Genomic DNA, 18,415 nt, shown 5'->3' with positions numbered 1-18,415 from the left:
ACACTGCTCGTGCAGGGATCTGGCGGGGTATCGCTGTTCGCGCTCCAGTTCGCCAAGGCGCTCGGCGCCCGGGTGATCGCCACGACCAGCAGCCCCGCCAAGGCCGACCGGCTGGCCGAACTCGGCGCCGACGCGATCATCGACTACCGGGCCATCCCCGACTGGGCGGACAAGGTCCGGGAGCTGACCGCGGGCCGAGGGGCCGACCGCATCGTCGATGTCACGGGCCTGCTGGATCAGTCACTCAAGGCAGTGGCGATCGCGGGCCACATCGCCTGTGTGGGCTTCGTCTCCGACACCGCGCCGCCCATCGACCCCCGGGTGCTGTTCGCCTCCGGCGCCACGGTGCGCGCCGTCGCCGTCGGCAGCCGCGCCCAGTTCCTCGCGATGAATCGCGCCATAGAAGATCACCAGCTCCGGCCCGTCATCGATCGGGTGTTCGCCTTCGACGACGCCTCTGACGCCTACCGCTACTACGCGTCGGGCAAGGCCTTGGGCAAGGTCGTGATCAGGCTCTGAAACACCCGGCCGCAGAGGGCTGCTTCCTGGTCAGGCGGCCCTCGAACGGGCGCAGCGGGCCGGCCGTCCTCGCATGGGTGGACAGCAGCGGTGTTCCCTCGAGCGGGACGGCCACCGGCGAGCCGGTGAGGTTGATCATGATCAGCAGTTCCTCGTCGGGATGGTGGCGCCGGTAGGCCAGCACCCCTTCGGGCGCGGGCACGGGCTCGTAACCTCCATCGCTGAGCGCGGGGTGCGTGCGGCGCAGGTCGAGCAGGGCGCGGGCGAGGTGCAAGGCCGAGCAGGGGTCGGCGGCCTGGGCGGTGACGTTGCGGTGCGTGTGATCGGCGCCCACCGGCAGCCACGGCTGGGCGTCGGGAGGACAGAAGCCGGCGTTCTGGCCGGGGGTCCATGGCATCGGCGTGCGCGCGGGATCGCGTCCTTCCCATGGGTCGCGGGTCTGGCGGGCGGGAATGGGCACGTCGGTCATGCCGAGTTCGTCGCCGTAGTAGAGCACCGGTGTGCCCCGCAGGGTGAAAAGCAGCATCAGCGCGGCGCGCACGTGGTCGGGGCCGAGTCGGGTGGCCATGCGGGAGATGTCGTGGCTGCCCAGCACCCAGTTGGGCCAGGCGTGTGGGGGCAAGGCGCGGTCGTAGGCGGTGATGAAGGACTGGAGGTCGGCAGCCCGCCAGGGTGTGAACAGCAGCCAGAAGTTGATCGGCAGGTGCAGCATGTCGTCGTGGCCGTAGTACCCGGTCAGCCGGGGGAGTGGAAGCCGGTACTCCACCTCGCCGATCAGGACCCGCCCGGGATACGCGTCCGTGATCTCGCGTAGCTCCCTGAGCAGGTCCAGCGTTCCGGGCTGGTTGAGCTGGTGCCGGGCCAGCGCGGGCTCGTACCTGCCGTGCTCGTCGAGCGGCTCGTCTCTGAGGAGCTCGTCCTTGAGCAGGTAGTCGACCATGTCGACGCGGAAGCCGGCCACGCCCCGGTCCAGCCAGAACCGCATCACCTCGTGCATGGCGAGCCGTACCTGTGGGTGGCGCCAGTTGAGGTCCGGCTGTTCGGGGAGGAAGGAGTGCAGGTAGTACTGCCCGGTGTGTTCGTCGAGAGTCCAGGCCGATCCGCCGGTGACCGCGCGCCAGTTGTTGGGCGGACCGCTGTCCACCGGGTCGTGCCAGATGTACCACTCGCGCCGTGGATCGTCTCGTGAGGCGCGGGACGCGGCGAACCACGGATGGTCGATCGAGGTGTGGTTGGGAACGAAGTCGAGGATCACCCGCAGCTCGCGTCGATGGGCCTCGGCCAGCAGGTGGTCGAAGTCGGCGAGGGTGCCGAAGAGCGGATCGACGTCGGTGTGGTCGGTGATGTCGTAGCCGAAGTCCCGCTGCGGCGAGCGGTAGAACGGCGAGAGCCAGATCGCGTCGACCCCGAGCCAGGACAGGTAGTCCAGGCGCGCGGTGACCCCCGGCAGATCACCCACGCCGTCACCGTCGGTGTCGGCGAACGAGCGAACGTAGAGGTGATAGATCGTGCCACGCTTCCACCAGGACAGGTCCATCACAGCACGCCGTACCGCTCGAAGGCCTCCGCCATGGAGCCGCTCTCGGCCACCGCGGCGCGGAAGGCGTCTTCCGCGTGGCGTTTGCCCGCCACCAGCTCGGCGACCCGCCGGACGGAGCCCGCCGGGACGACGGCCACTCCGTCGAGGTCGCCGACCAGCACGTCGCCCGGGCTGATCAGCACCCCGCCGAGCGTGACCGGCTCGGCGTACGCGACGACGTCGAGCCGCCCCTTGCTGTCGTAGGGGACGCTGCCCCGGCTGAACACCGGGAACGGCCCGCCGGCCAGCGTCGCAGTGTCTCTGACCAGGCCGTCGGTGAGCGCTCCGGCGACCCGGCGCGTACGGCACGCGGTGGTGATCAGCTCGCCCCACACGCCCGCGGCGTCGGACCTGCCGGTCGCGAAGACCACGACCTCCCCCTCCGAGACCTGATCCATCGCACGGAGCAGCCCTTGGTACGGCGCGGCGGGCCGAGTCCGGCGTGCGGGCTCGGCCCGCAGACAGAAGGCCGTTCCGAGCAGCCGGTGCGACGGTGCGAGCGGCATGATCTGCGGCTCCAGGCACTGGCTTCGCAGATCGAGGGCGTCCAGTGCGTCGGCCACGAGCGCACTGGAGGCGTTGGGGAACAACTCAGCGAGCAGGGAAGGCGTCATGCCAGGATTGTGTCTGCTTTAATCTCACATATGCAAACACATCTGTTGCAGTATATGAGACACCGGTAATGTCGGGATCGTTGGAACGGGCCCTCGACGCGCTCGAACTGCTGGCCGAAGGCCGAGACACGACCCTTGCCAAGCTGGCCAGGCGTCTGGGCGCCTCGCGGGCAACCGTGCACCGCTTGCTGGCCGTGCTGCAGGAACGCGGCTACGTCCAGCACCTGCCGCAGACGCACGAGTACCGGCTCGGACCCGCGCTGACCGATCTGGTGGCGCGGTCGGAGGCCGGCTCGCTGATCCCAGTGGCGGCACCCGCCATAGCCGCTCTGTCCTCGCTCACCGGCGAGACGATCAACCTGGCCGTCCTGCGGCGGGGGCGCATCGTCTGGGCCGACACCGTGGACGCCGTCCATGCCATCCGGCTGACCACGAACCTGGGCGAGCGGGTGCCACCGCACGCCACCGCCATCGGGAAGGCCATCCTGGCCGCCCTTCCCGAATCCGACTGGGAGGCGCTGCTGGGGCCCGAGCCCTACACACCGCTCACCGAGGCCACGCGCACCACGCTCGCGGCGCTGCGCCCCGACATCGAAGCTGCCCGCACCGACGGGTACGCGCTCGACCAGGAAGAGTCCGAACTCGGCGGCGTCTGCCTGGCCGCCGCCGTGCTGGGCCGCGCCGACCGGCCGGTCGGCGCGATCTCGGTGTCGGCCGTCGCGGTGCGGCTGCCCATGCAGCGATGGGCCCAGGTGGGCGAGGCGGTGCGCGAGAAGTGCAGGCAGGTATCAGAACGGATTCAGAGCGGCACATGAGGAGTTCGGGTTGCGACTGACAGGAAAAGTAGCGATCATCACCGGCGCGGCAGGCGGTATCGGGGCCGCGACCGCGGCCAGGTTCGCCGCCGAAGGCGCGGCTGTGACCTGCGTCGACGTACGCGCTGAGGCGGCCAGGGAACTGGCGGAGCAGATCGGCGGCGACACCTACGGCATCGGCGCAGACGTGGCCTCGCCCGAGGACAACGCCCGTGTCGTCACGGAGACCGTCCGCCGTTTCGGCGGGATCGACATCCTGCACGCCAACGCGGCTGTGCAGATCATGGGCAGGATCACCGACACCACAGCCGAGCAGTGGGACCGGCTGCACGCGGTCAACCTGCGCGGCGTCTATCTGGGCGTCCAGGCGGTGCTGCCCGCTCTGCAAGAAAGGGGCGGCGGCTCGATCGTGATCACCGCCTCGTTGCTGGGCATCGTGGGCGACCCCGACATGCCCGCCTACGGCGCGATGAAGGGCGGCCTGCGCTCGATGACCAGAGCCTTGGCCGCCGCCCACGGCCCGGACAACGTCCGCGTCAACACGATCTGCCCGGCGGATGTGGAGACCGAGCTGCTTGAGGACTTCTTCGCCTTCCAGCCCGACCCCGAGGCCGCGCGCAGCGAGCTCACCGGACGCTATCCGCTGCGCCGCTTCGCCTCACCCGAAGACGTGGCCAACGCCGCGCTCTTCCTCGCCTCCGACGAGTCCGCCTACATCACCGGCACCGACCTCGTCGTCGACGGCGGCCTGCTGGCCCGCATCTACTGAGCGTGAAAGGACGACCCATGTCACTACGCAGCGCCGCCTGGTTCGCAGGAGACGACCTGCCGGGATTCCTGCACCGCGCCTCGCTGCGCGCCCAGGGGTTGTCGAACGCCGCCCTTTCCGGCCGGCCGATCATCGGGATCTCCAACTCCTGGTCGGAACTGGTCAGCTGCAACGCCCACTTCCGTGGGATGGCCGACGCCGTACGGCGGGGCGTGCTGCAGGCCGGCGGCCTGCCACTGGAGTTCCCGACGATCTCGCTGGGCGAGAACCTCATGAAGCCCACCGCGATGCTGTACCGCAACCTGATGGCCATCGACGTGGAGGAAAGTCTGCGTTCCTACCCTCTCGACGCCGTCGTACTGCTGGCCGGGTGCGACAAGACCGTCCCTGCACAGCTCATGGGCGCCACCTCGGCCAACCTGCCCGCCGTCATGGTGACCGGCGGCCCCGCCACGCCCGCGATCTTCCACGGCCGGCGGCTCGGCGTCGGCACCGACCTGTGGCGCTACACCGATCAGCTACGCGCCGGAAAGCTGAGCAGACAGGAGTTCGCCGAGCTGGAACAGGCCGCGATGCCGGGCGTCGGCCATTGCACCGAGATGGGCACCGCCTCCACCATGGCGGCGCTGTCAGAGGCGCTCGGCGTCGCGCTGCCCGGTTCGGCGGCGATCCCGGCAGGCGACGCGCGCCGCTACGCCGCCGCGGAGAGCGCCGGGCTTCTCGCGGTGTCCCTGGCTCGTTCGGGACCTCGCCCCAGGCAGATCCTGACCCGTGCCGCCTTCCTCAACGCGGCCACCGTGCTCGCCGCGATCGGAGGGTCGACCAACGCGGTCGTGCACCTGCTCGCCTTGGCCAGACGCAGCGGGGTGCCCTTCTCACTCGACGACCTCGACGAGGTCTCGGCCCGCACCCCGCTCCTGGTGAACGTCCGCCCCGCCGGCGAGCACCTGTTCGAGGACTTCTTCCACGCCGGTGGCGTGCCGGCCCTGCTGCGCGAACTGCGACCGCTGCTGGACACCGACGCCCTCACGGTCACCGGCCGTCCCCTGGGCGAAGGGCTTTCCACGACCGCCCCGCCCGACCGCCGCGTCATCGCAGCGCTCGACGAGCCGTTCGGCGGCACCGGCGGGCTGGCCGTCCTACGCGGCAATCTGGCACCCGACGGCGCGGTCATCAAGGCGTCGGCGGCCTCAGCGCGGTTGCGTCGTCACCGGGGGCGCGCAGTTGTGTTCGACAGCGTCACCGACCTGGCGGAGCGGATCGACGACCCGAGCCTGCCGGTGACCGCGGACTCGGTGCTGGTCCTGAGAAACGCGGGTCCTGTCGGTGGGCCCGGCATGCCTGAATGGGGACAGATTCCCATTCCCGCAAGGCTGCTGCGCGACGGCGTCACCGACATGGTGCGGATCTCCGACGCGCGGATGAGCGGCACGGCCTACGGCACCGCCGTCCTGCATGTCGCCCCCGAATCCGCGATCGGCGGCCCGCTGGCGGCGGTGCGCGACGGCGACCTCATCGAGTTGGACGTCCCCGGCCGGCGCCTGCACCTGCACGTCGACGACCGCGAGATCCAGAGGCGGATCGCCGACCATCCGCCCCACGTCCCCGCCGCCCCCTCCGGATGGGCGCGCCTTTACCGCACGCACGTGCTGCAGGCCGACCAAGGATGCGACTTCGACTTCCACCAACCGGACACCGGCCCCGACACCACCGCACTGCCTGATGGCCTGCTCAGCGGCTGGCACGGCGGATGGTGATCCGAGGGGCACGGCCGTTTGGCAAGATCTGTTCGCGATAAACCGGATCGTCGCGGGGCCGGGCTGGGGGCCGGGTCAGCCGCCGGCCCAGGGGACGAGGCCGGGCGCATGCTCGGCGACTTGGGCGAGGGTAGGCGCGGCGGCTCCGCCGTGGCCGGTGACGGACAGCGCGCCACAGAGGGTGGCGAGTGCGAGGCTGTCCGCCATATCGAGGCCGAAGAGGTGGCCGGCGACGAATCCGGCGTCGAAGCAGTCTCCGGCGCCGATGGTGTCGGCGACGTCCATGGGGGGTGCAGTGGTGGCCTCGCGTCTGGCAGGGGTGGCGGCGAGCGCTCCCCGCGAGCCGTTCTTGATCACTACGGTCGGGGTGAACTCGCCCAGACGAGACAGGGCGTCGTCGAGATCGTCGCATCCGGTGAGCTGACGGGCCTCGGCCGCGTTGGGAGCGAACACGTCCACGGCCTGGAGCGCGTCGGTGGTCGCGGGGTCGTCAAGGGTGGCTTCGGTGTGCTGGCAGTCCATGAAGACGGTCGCTCCCACCTGGCGGGCGGCGGAGACGAGCGCGTCGAGGCGTCGGCCGGTAAGGAGTTCGGCGATGAGCACGCAGGCAGGCCGCTGGGCCACGATGATCTCGGCGACCTCGCGAGGGGCGAGTGGCTCCTTGAACGAGACGAAGCCTCGCTCGCCCGCGTGCGAGATCGCCACGCTGACGTTGCGTACGTCACGGTCGTGAACGAGGTAGGCGGCGGTGTCGAGTGCCTCGGCCTGGGCCGTGTCGAGCACGAGCCTGCTGTAGGAGTCGCTGCCCAGCTGAGCGGCCCACCGCACGGGAACGCCGAGGCGATGCAGCGCCCGCTGGTGGGTAAAGGCTCCGCCGGCCAGGGACGACGTCCGGCTGCCGAAGACCTCTTCGCCAGGCTGCGGCCAGCGAGGCAGGCCCGCGAAGACCAGATCCACGAAATAGTCGCCGACGACGAGGACCGATCGGTCGGCGGGGAAGGCGCTCACCGCCACTCGCCGGTGTGACCGCGGTGGGCGGCGAGGTAGTCGTCGACCAGGGCGACGGCCCGTGAGTACGACAGGACCAGGGGATGGGCCATCAGCGCTTGAATGGCGTGGCCGCGAGACCGGGAGGCGATGGCCTGTACTGCCAGCCGTTCGAAGAGCTTCACCTGCCGCACGAGACCCGCCTGTGGCTCGGGCATCGCGCCGATGGGCAGCGGCCGGATGCCGTCGGTGTCGACGACGACGCTGATCTCGGCGACGTCCGAGGGCTCCAGGTCGTCGAGGCAACCCGCGCTGGGGACGTTAACGGCACAGTAGCGGGCCGGTCCGCCCGTGAGAGCCGCCATGAGGTCGAGCGCGACCGCGGCGTACCCCTCGCTGCCTTCGCCGAGCGTACGTTCTCCGGCCGGCGCCGTGACGGGTTCGGCATAGCGCATGTACGTCGAGCGGCGCCCGGTCTCGTAGGCGCGATAGGCGGCCACAGCGTCCTGCGGCCGTTCGGACCCGATGCGCGCCAACTCGCCCAGCAGGTCGGCGTTGCGCTGAGCGACTTCCTCACCGCGGCTCGCCGACTCCGCGCTGGTGCTCGCCAGAGCCTGCTCGGCGAAGTAGTAGTAATACAGGTACTCGTTGGTCCACGTGCCGAGGAGTTCGGCCAGCTCGGGCGGGAAGAACCGCTGGAGCGTCGCGGAGCGGAAGCCGGAGTCGGCGAGCAGCGGGGCGAGCAGGTCACGGCCCTGCCGGTCACGGACCGCCCGCACCCATGACAGATGGTTGAGGCCGAACACCTCGGGCCGCAGCTCGTTGGGGCCGACGCCGTGCGCGGCCGCGACGGCGTGCTGGGCCAGATTGGCGCTGTCGCAGATGCCCACGACCCTGTCGTGGCCGGCATCGCGCAAGGCCTGGGTGACCAGCCCTGCGGGGTTGGTGAAGTTGAACAGCCAGGCGCGCGGACTGAGCTCGGCGAGCAGCTCGGCGTAACCGAGGATGGCCGGCACGGAGCGCATCGCCATGGCGAAACCTCCCGGGCCGGTAGTCTCCTGGCCGAGCACGCCGTGGCGCTGCGCGATGCGTTCGTCGGTGATCCGTGCGGCGTCCCCGCCCACACGTACGGTGGTCACGACGAAGTCCGCGCCCTCCAGCGCGTGGCGCGGGTCCGTGGTCGCCACCACGTGAACGTCCGAGTGGCGGCGGGCCAGGTGCGCCGACACGCCACCGAGCAGCCGCAGCTTCTCCTCGTCGATGTCGAAGAGAACGATCTCCTCCAGCCCGAGTTCCTCGGCCCGCCTGGCCGCGGACTCGACGAACACCGGGCCGCGAACACCGCCGCCGCCCACCAAGGCCAGCTTGTTGTTGCCCATCTTCAGCTCCCTTCCTCAGACCCGCGAGCCGGCACCGGCTGCGCGACGACGGTCGACGCGCCGCCTTGCCCGGGCATGGCCTGGACGATGCGGACCGGCAGCCGCAGCGGATGATGCAGCGACCGGGACAACTCGACGACGCGATCTTCCTCATCGAAGGTCAGTTGGTTCACGCTCAGACCGATCGGCGGATCGTGCAGCTCCAGTTCCCGCGCCTCGTCGGGATCTGCGAGCCGGGCACTCACGGTCGTCTCGGCGCGGACCAGCTGGAGCCCGAACCGTTCACGGAGCTGTTCGAACAGCGAGGCGTGCGTGAAGTCGACCTCCGCGAGCCCCGGCACCAGGTGGTGCGGCAGCCACACCCGCTGCATCGCGAGGGGCAACCCATTGCCCAACTGCGCTCGAACCAGGTGGACGACCTCCGCGCCGACGGGGAGTCGTAGCCACTGCGCCACGGCGGCGGAGGCTTCCTGGACCACACAGTCGATCACCCGGCTGCTCGGTTCGACGCCGCATGCCCGCATCGCCGCCGTGTGACTGACCAGCGCTTCGAGATCCTGTGGCCCGGAGCGGGAGGTGACGAAGAACCCCTTCCCGGCCGCGCTGGTCAGGTAGCCCTCGGCGACCAGGTCTCGCAGAGCCTGGCGCACGGTGATCCGGCTGACATCGAGCTCGGCGATCAGCTCCCGCTCCGACGGCAGCCGCATGCCGCTCGTCCAAGCCCGGCCATCGACCAGCTCCCGCACCTGATCCTTGATCTGCTGATACAGCGGCACCACAGACTTCTTGTCCACGCTCAACATACGCTGAGCATAACTGGACATGTCCAGTTATGCCAAGTTTGGCGTACGACATGCCACATGGCGTACTTGGTGGTGACGAAGATCTCGTCGCGGCGCAGCCCGCTGGCCGCGATCGCCCGGCCGGTCTGGGCCTTGTTGCCGTACATCGTGGCGGTGTCGAGGTGCCGGTAACCGGCCTCCAGCGCGGCCGAGGTCGCGCGGTAGGCGTCATCGCCTTTGAGCTGGAAGGTGCCGAACCCCGGGGATCTGCCCGCCGCCCGGCAGGGGGAGGGCGGCTGCCGCGGTCATAGGGTGGTTCCCCTCAGGTGGGGCGGGCCTTGCTCGATGCGGGCGATGGTGGCGGCGGCGCTGGTCGCGTTGGCGTACAGCAGCCCCGGTGGTCATGGATCCCCCGGGACCCGGACAGGCGGCGCCTATCCGGGTGATGATTGGCGTGCTGTCCCTTCTGGGTCCTTACCGCTGGGTCTTTACCGCTGGGGTGCCGTTGACCTTGCGATCGACCTGGAGGGTGAGTTCGAACGCGGGCAGGACGCTGGCTGGAGTGATCTGGGCGGTGTAGGCGGTCAGGCTGCCGGTGGGCTTGCCGTCGAACCCCATCGACGACACCGACTCCAGCACCCCGCCGGTGAAGGTGGCGGTGTAGCCGCCCCGAGCACCCCAGGGCATCGGCATCAGCGCTGAGACCGAGTCCCGGGCGAGGGCACCGTCGAAGGTCAGTGTCGCCTCGATCGAGGCGGCGTCGGCGTCGCGGGCGAGCGTGACGACATGGATGTCGTCCGGCCGGCCTGTGCCGGTCGCGTTGCGGACCGGAGGGCAGGCGCAGTCAGGCGTCCTGCGTGCCGGCCGGCGGGGAGAAGACGCCGAAGCGGTTGCCGCGCGGGTCGAGCAGCCGGGCAGAGACCAGCCCGCCGGGATTGGCGTCGGGACCGAGCTCCACCCTCGCGCCCAACTCAACGGCTCTGCCAGTGACGGCGGGCACATCGGTGACCAGGAAGCAGGGCATCACGTAGTCGACGCCACCGGCGCCGCCGGTGCCGTGGTCGTACATGCCGCCCGAGGTGCGGGTGCCGAATATTCATCCGTGCAGGTCAAAGGCATGGTGGACGACCCTTCCGTTCGGGTGAGCCCTCGAGCGGTGCGCCAAATAGCGGCATGATGATCAGTCGTGCTGCTGCGCTTGGCCTACCTCACGGTGACGACCGTCTTCGCGCTCCTGCGGCTGCTGTCCACCAGCGATCGCAACAAGGACATCGAGATCTTGGTGCTACGCCACCAACTGACGGTGCTGCAACGGCAGGTGAACAAGCCCGCGTTCACACGGGAGGACCGGTTCCTCCTCGCGGGGCTGCTCCATCATCTGCCGACGGGCACGCTGTGCCGCCTCATGTTGCTGGTCCGCCCTGACACGATCTTGCGCTGGCATCGCGATCTGCTGCGACGCCGGCACGCCGTAGCCAGTGCTCACCGGCGGCCAGGGCGCCCGCGCACCGTCCGATCCATCCGCGTCCTGGTGCTGCGGCTGGCCCGGGAGAACTCCTCGTGGGGCTACCGGCGTATCCACGGAGAGCTGGCCGCGCTCGGCATCAAGGTCGCGGCTTCTACGGTGTGGGAGATCCTCAAAGCCCACGGCATCGATCCGTCTCCGGAACGGGAGTACACCGCCTGGTCCGATTTCTTACGCAGTCAGGCCCATGCGCTGCTGGCCTGTGACTTCTTCGAGGTCCGCACGCTGATGGGGGCGCGACTGTACGTCTTGGCGGTCATCGAGCACGCCACCCGCCGGGTGCGGATCCTCGGCGTCACCCCTCACCCCACCGGGCAGTGGGTCACCCAGCTCGGCCGTAACCTCGTCATGGACCTGCAGGATGCGGGCAGTTCAGCGAGGTTCCTCATTCGTGACCGAGATGCCAAGTTCACCGCGGCCTTCGACGCCGTGCTGGCCGTTGCCGGAGTACGCATCATCAAAAGCGGTGTACGTATGCCGCGGATGAACTCCATCATGGAGCGATGGATCCAGACCTGTCGGCGCGAGCTGCTCGACCGAATCTTGATCTGGAACCAGCGCCACCTTCTACATGCGCTGCGCGAGTTCGAGACCTTCTATAACGAACACCGGCCCCACCGGGCTCTGCGACAGGCTGCCCCGCTTCGACCGCTCTCCGATGCCGACATTGACTTGGCGTCGATCACCTTGCTCGACGTCCGCCGACGTGATCGACTCGGAGGCGTCCTGAAGGAATACCGACACGTGGCTTGACCTGGCCGGATGATTAATCGGCACCCGCAGCGTTCCGGGACGGACGAGCACGGACCGAGCACGGCTGACCCGCCGGTGTCGCATCACGCGTCCGTGTCACTGATGCGTACGAGCCACATGGCCGACGCCGTGAAGTGCCAGGTCAGCTCTGTGCGATGAGTTTTGATGCGGTACAGGCGGAATGAGGGAGGGAAGGCCATACCCAGATCGCTCTCGGCAGCGGTCATCGCACCTGCGTCACAGCCGTCGGCATGGTTTGCAATGTCATCGTTCCCGTGAACCAGCTCGATCAGCAGCCCGAACCGTAGCCGTCAGAAAACGATCACGGTCTCCGTAGCCGTCAAACGTCGCGAGAGCGTCGTCAGAAGTCGATCTCTGACGACGCTCTCCCATTTTGAGTTCTTACAAAGATTCGACTCCACTCACCCAACTATGAATGGATTCAAGAATCGAGACCAATACGATCTCGCTCTCGATCCATCTATGCACTGATCGAATCTCGCCGCTCTCCATGTCTGCCAGATCCATTTCGGATTGTCCGTCAGCCCAAATTACGAGCTGCCCACCATGACAAGAGCCCTCAAGTACCCAGCTAACAGAGCGAGGGTCTCGATCCGCTGGAGACAGTTCGACCTCCGAACTAATACCCAGCTCGACAAGTACAGCTTGCTTGCGCGAGATCCAGTCCTGCGCGATACCCAGCAGGTCAGAGCGCTCTAGCATGATCCACCGAGGCCGATATTTCTCGCTTCGGGAAGTTCCGGCTTCGGCAAACCTCGCTTCTCCGCGAGCCGTGCATTGATGGTGGTTGAGTCTGACAATTTGTAGTCACCCGGGCGACCTCCTGAGATCAGCAACGAACATGGGACATCGAATTCCGCATAGACGGAACCTGGTCGAGCTGAGATGTAGGCCTTCGGGTCGGCTGGATGGACCACGTAAGTAAATCCACCTCCACCGCGTTGAACCATGCCAGTGCGACTCATTGCGTCGTACTCGGCCTGCGACATCCATCTTCCGACACGGACAAGGTCGTCATCGCCATCATTATGGACGAGGATCGCTTGGTCGCCTGCAAGCACATAGTACGTGTGGATGTCAGCGACGGTCATGTTGTGAACGCGCTGAACAGCCGTACGCTCCCGGCGCCCCGATCGAGTCACGCAGATTGGTGGCGGTGCAGTTGGGTGCCGCCCTGATCGCCGCCTCGCACGCGGCAGAGAGAGCCGCTGCACGATGAACGGACTGCCGTGCCCGTCGATCGGCACCGGCCGCCGCTGATGCTCGGCTACACGCAACCGGTCCGATCGTCTTCGGTCTCGGCGAGGCCAGCTGCGTCCGCAGTCGATCGGCACGCTCGGTCAGCGCGACCAGGCGCGCGGCGATCTCATCCAACAGCGGCCGTGACACGGCATCCCCCGACCAGCGACACGACAGACACCCGGTGAAAGCAACTGGACACGACGATGCCGGTCTTCACGGGAGTGATCCTCGTGAAGACCGGCCCCCTCAGGCTCCCTCCGCCGCGGCGGTCTCGTAGACGGTGGGGGCGTCGTGCTGGGTGAGGATCTGCTCGATCACCGCCTGGTTGGCCAGCTGCTGCTCCCGCCAGACCTCGGGGAGCATCCGCTGCAGGCGGCGGTTCTGCCGGGTGTTGTCGATCAGCAGCGGCAGCAGCGCCAGCAGGTCGCTCGGGGCGACCCCCAGTTCGCGGGCGCGGTCCGGGCCGTGGATGAGCCAGATGTAGGCGCGCATCAGGTCGTCGGTCAGCGTCGCGGGAATGCCCAGCGCCGGGGTCATCATGTCCACGCTGGCCTCACACAACGAGGCGACCAGCTTCCTGCATCCGTCGTCGGGGGCGCCGATGGCCGTCTCGATGAGCTCCGACACGGTCGCCGCGCTGGCGTGGTCGACCACCTGGAGGCTGAAGCCGTCGTCGACGCCGAGCAGCTGGGCGATGTGCCGCCAGCGGCGGTAGACGGCGCTCAGTTCCTCCTTGGTGAAGTCGTAGCCCATCGTGGTCAGCGCCCGGTAGGGGACGTAGTTGAGATCCAGCCATGTCCTGGCCTGGTCCACCTGGTTGATGGGCACGCCCCACTCCGTGGTCTCCCAGCCGTGCCGCAAGGCGCCGGCGCGGACGTAGGCGTGCAGGATCCTGACCATGACGGTGGCGGTGTATCCGCCGGCGCCCCGGCGCATTCCGCCGGGCAGCATCGTCTGCGTGCTCCATTTGCCGGTTTCGTTCAGCCGCCGTTCGGCCATCGTGATGAGTTTGCCGGTACGCAGCAGGACCGCGGCGATCGACGGGGCGCTGTAGGTGTTGACCAGCGACCCCTGGCCGAGCGCCACCACGTGCGCGAAGTAGGGGATCGTCAGGTAGGTGGCCGAACCGCGGTCGAGCTCGTCGTGGTCGGCGGCGGCGGTGACCGACTCCACCTGCTCGAGCAGCGCGGCGATCGCGGCGGGGGGATCGGTCAGGGAGTCCAGGCCGTCGCGCAGTCCGTCGAGTAGCAGGCGGCGGCCGTGGCCGCCGAGCTCGCCCATCTCGGCGACGGCCGCGTCGGCCAGCGGGTCGCCGGTGTACAGCATCTGCCGCAGGTAGTCGGCTTGCGCGGGGTGCTCGGTACGGATCAACGTCTCGTCACCCCGGCGGGTGGGCCACACCATTGCGTTCTCCTTCGTCTCAAGCGGTTGTGCGTGCGTGGCGGTCTCAGTGGTTGTGCATTCCGTAGCGGTGAAGCAGGTCGACGACCGAGGCGCGCAGCCGTACACCGTCGTCGCGTTCGAGGAACGCCATCAGGAGCAGGCCCTGGATGGCGGCCGCGATCGTGGCGGCGTCTCGCCGGTCGTCGACGTACAACGCGATGAGGTCGGTGAGCCGCTCGAACAGCGCGGCGGTGGCGGGCACCAACCCCGGGCGGCGCACGGCGGCCAGGGCGAGCTCCATGCACGCGAGCGTGGCCTCCCGCCGGTCGGTGACCATCGTGACCGCGTAGTCGCCGCAGACCTCGGTCACGTCCGCCCCTTCGCGTGACGCTCTCTCCGTCAGCTCCGCCAGTTCGGCTCTCAGCTGGCCGGTGGCCTCGTAGAAGGCGGCGATGAGCAGGTCGTCAAGGGTTTCGAAGTGGTACGTCGTGGACGCCGCCGACACCCCCGCCGCCTCGGCGACCGCGCGATGGGTGACCGCGCTGACGCCCTGGTGGGCGATCAGTGTGATGGCGCCGCGCAGGATCTCCTGTCGCCGGGCCTGTCCCCGGGCGAGCCGTCCGTCGATGACCATGAAACAAACGGTACATTCGTCCAGCCATCTTATGGGACAAATGTCCCGTAAATATGACGAGGATCACCTGAGCGCGTCGGCCGCAGAGCTCAGCGGCGCATGGCTGAGAGGTAGATCCGCCGAATGGGGATCTCGTCGTAGGCCTCACGGGTGGCGATCTCGTCGATCTGGAATCCGGCCGCCTCGGCCGCGTGGCGAAGCTCCTGTGCCGTGAACTCCGGCCAGTGGACCCTGAGCTCGCTTCCCAGCGGATCATCGATGTATCCCAGGGAGGTGCGGACGAGCAGGAGGGTGGGGGCCATGTGCTCCGCGCACTGTCGAGGGCAGCCGAGGAGTCCCTGCCGAGGTTAAGGAGAACGTCCGATACCGGGGGCGGCGACCGTACTCCTAGCGTCTTGGGCGACGACGAAGGAGAGGTCGGATGAGAAGCCTGTCCAGCATGGTGATCTCGACAGCGATGCGGGCCTTCGGGGTGCGCCGGTTCTACGCCAACCCGGATCTGTTCGCGTGGGCGCTGCGCAGGCGCCAGGCCATCTGGAAAGAGCCGAAACCGCCCGCGCGCCTGGCCCGCGACCTGCCGGCACGCCGGGTCGAGAAGCACGGCCACCTCTGTTACGAGATCGGCAGCGGCGAGCGGCAGGTTTTCTACCTGCACGGCGGCGGGTATCTGCGGGAGATCGACAGCAGCCAGTGGGGGTTCGTCCGCAAGCTCGCCACCCGGCTCGATTCGACCGTCACCGTGCCCCTCTATCCCCTGGTGCCGGTGGCGTCGGCGCCCGAGATCCTGGACGGCCTCGCCGTGTTCTACACCGAGACCGTGCTGCCGAAGGGCGGGCCCGTCTTCGTCGTTGGCGACTCGGCCGGCGGCAACATGGCGCTGGGCCTGGCCCAACTGCTACGCGAGCGAGGGGTGCCCCAGCCTGAGCGCCTGATCCTGCTCTCCCCGCATCTCGACTGCACGATGAGCAACCCCGGCGCGCTGGCTCTGGAGAGGTACGACCCGGTGGTGGCGAACTTCGGTCTGATCGAGGCGGGACGCATGTACGCGGGCCCTCTCGACCTGGACGATCCTCTGGTCAGCCCCATCAACGCCGACCTGAAGGGACTGGCGCCGATTACCCTGTTCACCGGCACCCGGGAGATTCTCTATCCCGATTGCCGCCTGCTGCGCGACCGGGCCGAGCGGGCAGGCGTGCCGCTCGACTATCACGAGTTTCCCGGCATGTTCCACGTCTGGATGATGCTTCCGGTACGCGAGGCGGAACCGGTCTTCCGGCACCTCGAGCAACTGGCCGGGCGGTAGAACACGCGACGCTCGGACCAGGTGGCCCGTGTCACCGGAGCCTGACGAACTCGATGACCGTGCGGGTGAACAACTCGGGCTGCTCGAGGTTGCAGATGTGACCGGCGTCCGGGTCCACCCGCAGCGTGGCGCCGGAAACTCCCGCGGCGATCTCCTCGGCGGGGCGGCAGGTTGGCCTTGTCCTTGGCCACGTTGAGCACGAGGGTCGGCGCCTTGATCTCGCCGAGCCTGTCGCGCAGATCGAGCCGGCCCAGCTCCGCCAGGCCGGTGAGCAGTGCGGCGAGCTGGTCCTGCTGGATGGCACCCTGCTGCGCACCCGCCACCGTCCGCTGCACAAGCCGCTGGCCGGCAGTAATGGCACCTGACGTTCCCGCCTCCGGCGTCGCCTGCGCGAGGCGCACGGCGACGTGCTAGCCGCGCTCCAGGCCGACCTCGAGATTACCGGGCACCAGCGTCAAGCGTTGATCGATATCTATCAGGCGTTCCGCAAGCAGAACCCGGCTGAACGTTGCTGGTCGCACATCCGCTGACCGGCCGTGCCCGCGCACTCCAGGATCATCGTCGGCCCGCTCGTAGGCGATGCCCGCGCCACTGATGTCAAGCTCCACCGACGTCCTACAGCTTGGCTCCCGGCTCCACATCGATGATGACCTCATAGATGCTGGGACGGGCTGTGATGTGGAGGTCCGGATCATTGAGCAGCTGTTGCGCGCTGGCATACCAGTCAGGGTTCGCCAAGGCCTGCTCCAGCTGGGCTCCGCTTTCCCAGTGGGCCACGTTGACGTAACGCAGCTCGGCATCGTTGATCAGCGACTGGTGCAGCCGGGCCCGGATGAAACCCGGCTGGGCGGCCATGATCTCGGCGTTGCCCTTCCAGAGTTCCAGGAACCTGTCCGACTCCGCCACCGGCACGGTGAACGCGTTGATCATCGTGATCGGTTCGTTCACGGGGGTCTCGGTCCTGGTGATGGGTACTGCCTTCATGATCTCTCTCTTTCAGTTGGCCAGGCCGACGGTCTGGTGGATGGTCTCCGGCTGCTCGAGTGCTCGGAGCATGTAGTGGGCGACGTCGGCGCGGGAGATGTACCTGCCGCCGGGCAGGTTCCGTCCGAGGGCCGCCCGATAGGTGCCGGTGAGCGGCTTGTCGGTGAGCTGCACCGGCCGTACGGCGGTCCAGTCCAGTCCGCTGTCGCGCAGAGCGTCCTCCATCAGGCCCAGATCGAGGTACTGCGGGCGGAGCGCGGCCTTGATGATGGGGTACATCACGTAGCCCAGGAAGAACCGGTCACCGGGGTCGCGCTTGGGCGGATGGGGGCGGCCGGGCGAGGGCGTGGTGCCCACCGGGGCGGCGCTGACCACGATGAGGCGCCGCACAGCGGTTTCGTGCATCGCCTGGATGATGGCCGTGGTGCCCTTCGAGGCCACTCCGGCGGCGGCGTTGTTGGCTGGGCCGAGGGCGGACAGGACCGCGTCGGCGCCGCCGACGGCGGAGGTGAGCGCCGCCGGGTCGGCGGCCAGCAGGTCGGCGGTGACGGTCCGCACGGATCGCGGGGGCGCTTTGGCGGGGTCGCGCACGACGACCGTGACGTCGTTGCCCGCCGCGATAGCCTGTTCGACGAGCTGCCGGCCGATGCCGCCGCCTGCCCCGAAGATGGTGAGCTTCACAGATCTGTCCTTTGCCGATGTAGTGATCGAGCGGGTGTCAGCTCCAGCTCTGACCGGCCACCTGCCGGACGGTGGCGATGAGCCGGTTGAACAGGTTGGTAGTAGCGAACGTGAACACCAGCGCGGCCACGCCCTGCTCGTCGTAGTGCGTGACCGCCTCGCTCCAGATCTCGTCCGGCATCAAGTCTGATCGACATGATCCTCAGGTGGGTAGGCGCCGAGACGCGCTCAGGCGTCGAGAACGGCGAGATCGAGGTGGCGGAGGCGATCCGGGTCCGCGATCACGTCGATTTCGGTGATCTTGTCGTCTTTGATGGTGAAGCCGAGTACCAGGAACAGCTGTCCGCGTGGGGCCATCACGAGTCCGACCGCCCCGTTCACCAGGGCCGGTTGGGTGAACCTGGCCCGTGCCGACGCGAGGCGCGCGCCCTTGGCCACGGCGTGCGCACCGCGGATCACGATGGGTTCGGGGGTGGGGCCGGCCGCCCGGTCGGCTCGGAACACCACGTCGGGATCGAGCAGTGCGATCAGCGCGTCGAAGTCCCCGCCACGCGAAGCGGCCAGGAAGGCGTTGACGACTCGACGCTGGCGGGTCAGAGTGCGTTACGCGAGCTGATGTCCCTTTCGTCGTTGCGGTTGGATTAGGTCTACTGGTCGGCGATCCACCGTTCGGTCTACGGGCGCGGCT

24 protein-coding genes are annotated in these 18,415 nt (G+C 68.5%); 7 read left to right on the top strand and 17 right to left on the bottom strand.

The window, feature by feature from the left end; all coding sequences use genetic code 11:
• Positions 1-519 (top strand): NAD(P)-dependent alcohol dehydrogenase (locus AB0B45_RS50525; RefSeq protein ID WP_358146063.1); only part of this gene is annotated, 519 nt, incomplete at its 5' end.
• Here AB0B45_RS50525 and AB0B45_RS50520 read toward each other — a convergent pair.
• Both AB0B45_RS50520 and AB0B45_RS50515 read right to left on the bottom strand, forming a co-directional pair.
• Positions 509-2,056, bottom strand: coding sequence for an alpha-amylase family glycosyl hydrolase (locus tag AB0B45_RS50520; protein WP_358146062.1), 1,548 nt, complete (start codon positions 2,054-2,056; stop codon positions 509-511). The genes AB0B45_RS50525 and AB0B45_RS50520 overlap by 11 nt on opposite strands.
• Positions 2,056-2,712, bottom strand: a complete 657-nt coding sequence (locus AB0B45_RS50515) for an RraA family protein (RefSeq protein ID WP_358146060.1) — start codon at positions 2,710-2,712, stop codon at positions 2,056-2,058. The genes AB0B45_RS50520 and AB0B45_RS50515 overlap by 1 nt, the downstream gene beginning before the upstream one ends.
• Positions 2,713-2,792: 80 nt before the next feature.
• Between AB0B45_RS50515 and AB0B45_RS50510 the strand changes: the two genes are divergently transcribed.
• From AB0B45_RS50510 to AB0B45_RS50500, 3 genes are read left to right on the top strand one after another with little or no spacing between them, the layout of a single operon-like run.
• Complete coding sequence (locus AB0B45_RS50510) at positions 2,793-3,527, top strand: IclR family transcriptional regulator (protein WP_358146058.1); 735 nt, start codon at positions 2,793-2,795, stop codon at positions 3,525-3,527.
• A gap of 10 nt (positions 3,528-3,537) precedes the next feature.
• The gene (locus tag AB0B45_RS50505; protein ID WP_358146056.1) at positions 3,538-4,296 is read left to right on the top strand and encodes a glucose 1-dehydrogenase; all 759 of its coding nucleotides are present in this window, start codon (positions 3,538-3,540) and stop codon (positions 4,294-4,296) included.
• A gap of 17 nt (positions 4,297-4,313) precedes the next feature.
• Positions 4,314-6,053, top strand: coding sequence for an IlvD/Edd family dehydratase (locus AB0B45_RS50500; RefSeq protein WP_358146054.1), 1,740 nt, complete (start codon positions 4,314-4,316; stop codon positions 6,051-6,053).
• A gap of 75 nt (positions 6,054-6,128) precedes the next feature.
• On the opposite strand, the gene AB0B45_RS50495 is transcribed toward AB0B45_RS50500, so the two are convergent.
• From AB0B45_RS50495 to AB0B45_RS50470, 6 genes are all read right to left on the bottom strand, one after another.
• Positions 6,129-7,061, bottom strand: coding sequence for a carbohydrate kinase family protein (locus tag AB0B45_RS50495; RefSeq protein WP_358146052.1), 933 nt, complete (start codon positions 7,059-7,061; stop codon positions 6,129-6,131).
• Entirely contained in the window at positions 7,058-8,419 is a 1,362-nt protein-coding gene (locus tag AB0B45_RS50490) for a 6-phospho-beta-glucosidase (RefSeq protein WP_358146051.1), read from the bottom strand. The genes AB0B45_RS50495 and AB0B45_RS50490 overlap by 4 nt, the downstream gene beginning before the upstream one ends.
• Before the next feature lie 2 nt (positions 8,420-8,421).
• The gene (locus AB0B45_RS50485) at positions 8,422-9,222 is read right to left on the bottom strand and encodes a GntR family transcriptional regulator (RefSeq protein WP_358146050.1); all 801 of its coding nucleotides are present in this window, start codon (positions 9,220-9,222) and stop codon (positions 8,422-8,424) included.
• Positions 9,216-9,404 (bottom strand): aldo/keto reductase, encoded by a 189-nt coding sequence (locus tag AB0B45_RS50480; protein ID WP_358146065.1) that lies wholly within the window; start codon positions 9,402-9,404, stop codon positions 9,216-9,218. The genes AB0B45_RS50485 and AB0B45_RS50480 overlap by 7 nt, the downstream gene beginning before the upstream one ends.
• Before the next feature lie 271 nt (positions 9,405-9,675).
• Positions 9,676-9,888, bottom strand: coding sequence for a hypothetical protein (locus tag AB0B45_RS50475; protein ID WP_358146048.1), 213 nt, complete (start codon positions 9,886-9,888; stop codon positions 9,676-9,678).
• Positions 9,889-10,045: 157 nt separating this feature from the next.
• Positions 10,046-10,270 (bottom strand): VOC family protein, encoded by a 225-nt coding sequence (locus tag AB0B45_RS50470; RefSeq protein WP_358146046.1) that lies wholly within the window; start codon positions 10,268-10,270, stop codon positions 10,046-10,048.
• A 117-nt stretch (positions 10,271-10,387) separates the two neighbouring features.
• Between AB0B45_RS50470 and AB0B45_RS50465 the strand changes: the two genes are divergently transcribed.
• Positions 10,388-11,479: an integrase core domain-containing protein gene (locus AB0B45_RS50465; RefSeq protein WP_358146044.1), complete on the top strand. Its 1,092-nt coding sequence runs from the start codon at positions 10,388-10,390 to the stop codon at positions 11,477-11,479.
• Positions 11,480-12,195: 716 nt separating this feature from the next.
• Here AB0B45_RS50465 and AB0B45_RS50460 read toward each other — a convergent pair.
• The 4 genes from AB0B45_RS50460 to AB0B45_RS50445 form a co-directional block, all read right to left on the bottom strand.
• Positions 12,196-12,591 carry a hypothetical protein gene (locus AB0B45_RS50460; RefSeq protein ID WP_358146042.1) on the bottom strand — a complete coding sequence of 132 codons (396 nt, stop codon included), beginning with the start codon at positions 12,589-12,591 and terminating at the stop codon, positions 12,196-12,198.
• Between the two features lie 397 nt (positions 12,592-12,988).
• Positions 12,989-14,146, bottom strand: coding sequence for an oxygenase MpaB family protein (locus AB0B45_RS50455; RefSeq protein WP_358146040.1), 1,158 nt, complete (start codon positions 14,144-14,146; stop codon positions 12,989-12,991).
• 43 nt (positions 14,147-14,189) lie between these two features.
• Positions 14,190-14,759, bottom strand: coding sequence for a TetR family transcriptional regulator (locus AB0B45_RS50450; protein WP_358146038.1), 570 nt, complete (start codon positions 14,757-14,759; stop codon positions 14,190-14,192).
• A gap of 89 nt (positions 14,760-14,848) precedes the next feature.
• Complete coding sequence (locus tag AB0B45_RS50445) at positions 14,849-15,061, bottom strand: hypothetical protein (RefSeq protein WP_358146036.1); 213 nt, start codon at positions 15,059-15,061, stop codon at positions 14,849-14,851.
• A gap of 119 nt (positions 15,062-15,180) precedes the next feature.
• On the opposite strand from AB0B45_RS50445, the gene AB0B45_RS50440 reads away from it, so the two are divergent.
• Both AB0B45_RS50440 and AB0B45_RS50435 read left to right on the top strand, forming a co-directional pair.
• Entirely contained in the window at positions 15,181-16,062 is an 882-nt protein-coding gene (locus tag AB0B45_RS50440) for an alpha/beta hydrolase fold domain-containing protein (protein WP_358146034.1), read from the top strand.
• Positions 16,063-16,187: 125 nt separating this feature from the next.
• Positions 16,188-16,427, top strand: coding sequence for a hypothetical protein (locus tag AB0B45_RS50435; RefSeq protein WP_358146032.1), 240 nt, complete (start codon positions 16,188-16,190; stop codon positions 16,425-16,427).
• A 45-nt stretch (positions 16,428-16,472) separates the two neighbouring features.
• Here the strand turns inward: AB0B45_RS50435 and AB0B45_RS50430 are convergent, their stop codons facing one another.
• Genes AB0B45_RS50430 through AB0B45_RS50410 form a run of 5 tightly spaced genes read right to left on the bottom strand, consistent with a single transcriptional unit; the run spans position 16,473 to position 18,234 of the window.
• Positions 16,473-16,670, bottom strand: a complete 198-nt coding sequence (locus tag AB0B45_RS50430) for a hypothetical protein (RefSeq protein WP_358146031.1) — start codon at positions 16,668-16,670, stop codon at positions 16,473-16,475.
• Between the two features lie 7 nt (positions 16,671-16,677).
• Complete coding sequence (locus AB0B45_RS50425; RefSeq protein WP_358146029.1) at positions 16,678-17,010, bottom strand: antibiotic biosynthesis monooxygenase family protein; 333 nt, start codon at positions 17,008-17,010, stop codon at positions 16,678-16,680.
• A gap of 48 nt (positions 17,011-17,058) precedes the next feature.
• Positions 17,059-17,727 carry an NAD(P)H-binding protein gene (locus AB0B45_RS50420; RefSeq protein WP_358146027.1) on the bottom strand — a complete coding sequence of 223 codons (669 nt, stop codon included), beginning with the start codon at positions 17,725-17,727 and terminating at the stop codon, positions 17,059-17,061.
• Between the two features lie 37 nt (positions 17,728-17,764).
• Entirely contained in the window at positions 17,765-17,908 is a 144-nt protein-coding gene (locus AB0B45_RS50415; protein WP_358146025.1) for a hypothetical protein, read from the bottom strand.
• A gap of 47 nt (positions 17,909-17,955) precedes the next feature.
• On the bottom strand, positions 17,956-18,234 hold the full coding sequence (locus AB0B45_RS50410; protein ID WP_358146023.1) for a hypothetical protein: 279 nt from the start codon (positions 18,232-18,234) through the stop codon (positions 17,956-17,958).
• Positions 18,235-18,415 lie beyond the last annotated feature (181 nt).

Source organism: Nonomuraea sp. NPDC049152 (assembly GCF_040648355.1).
Classification (GTDB): domain Bacteria; phylum Actinomycetota; class Actinomycetes; order Streptosporangiales; family Streptosporangiaceae; genus Nonomuraea.
Note: the sequence above shows the minus strand (reverse complement) of the source record. Positions and strands in the feature narration are given on the sequence as shown.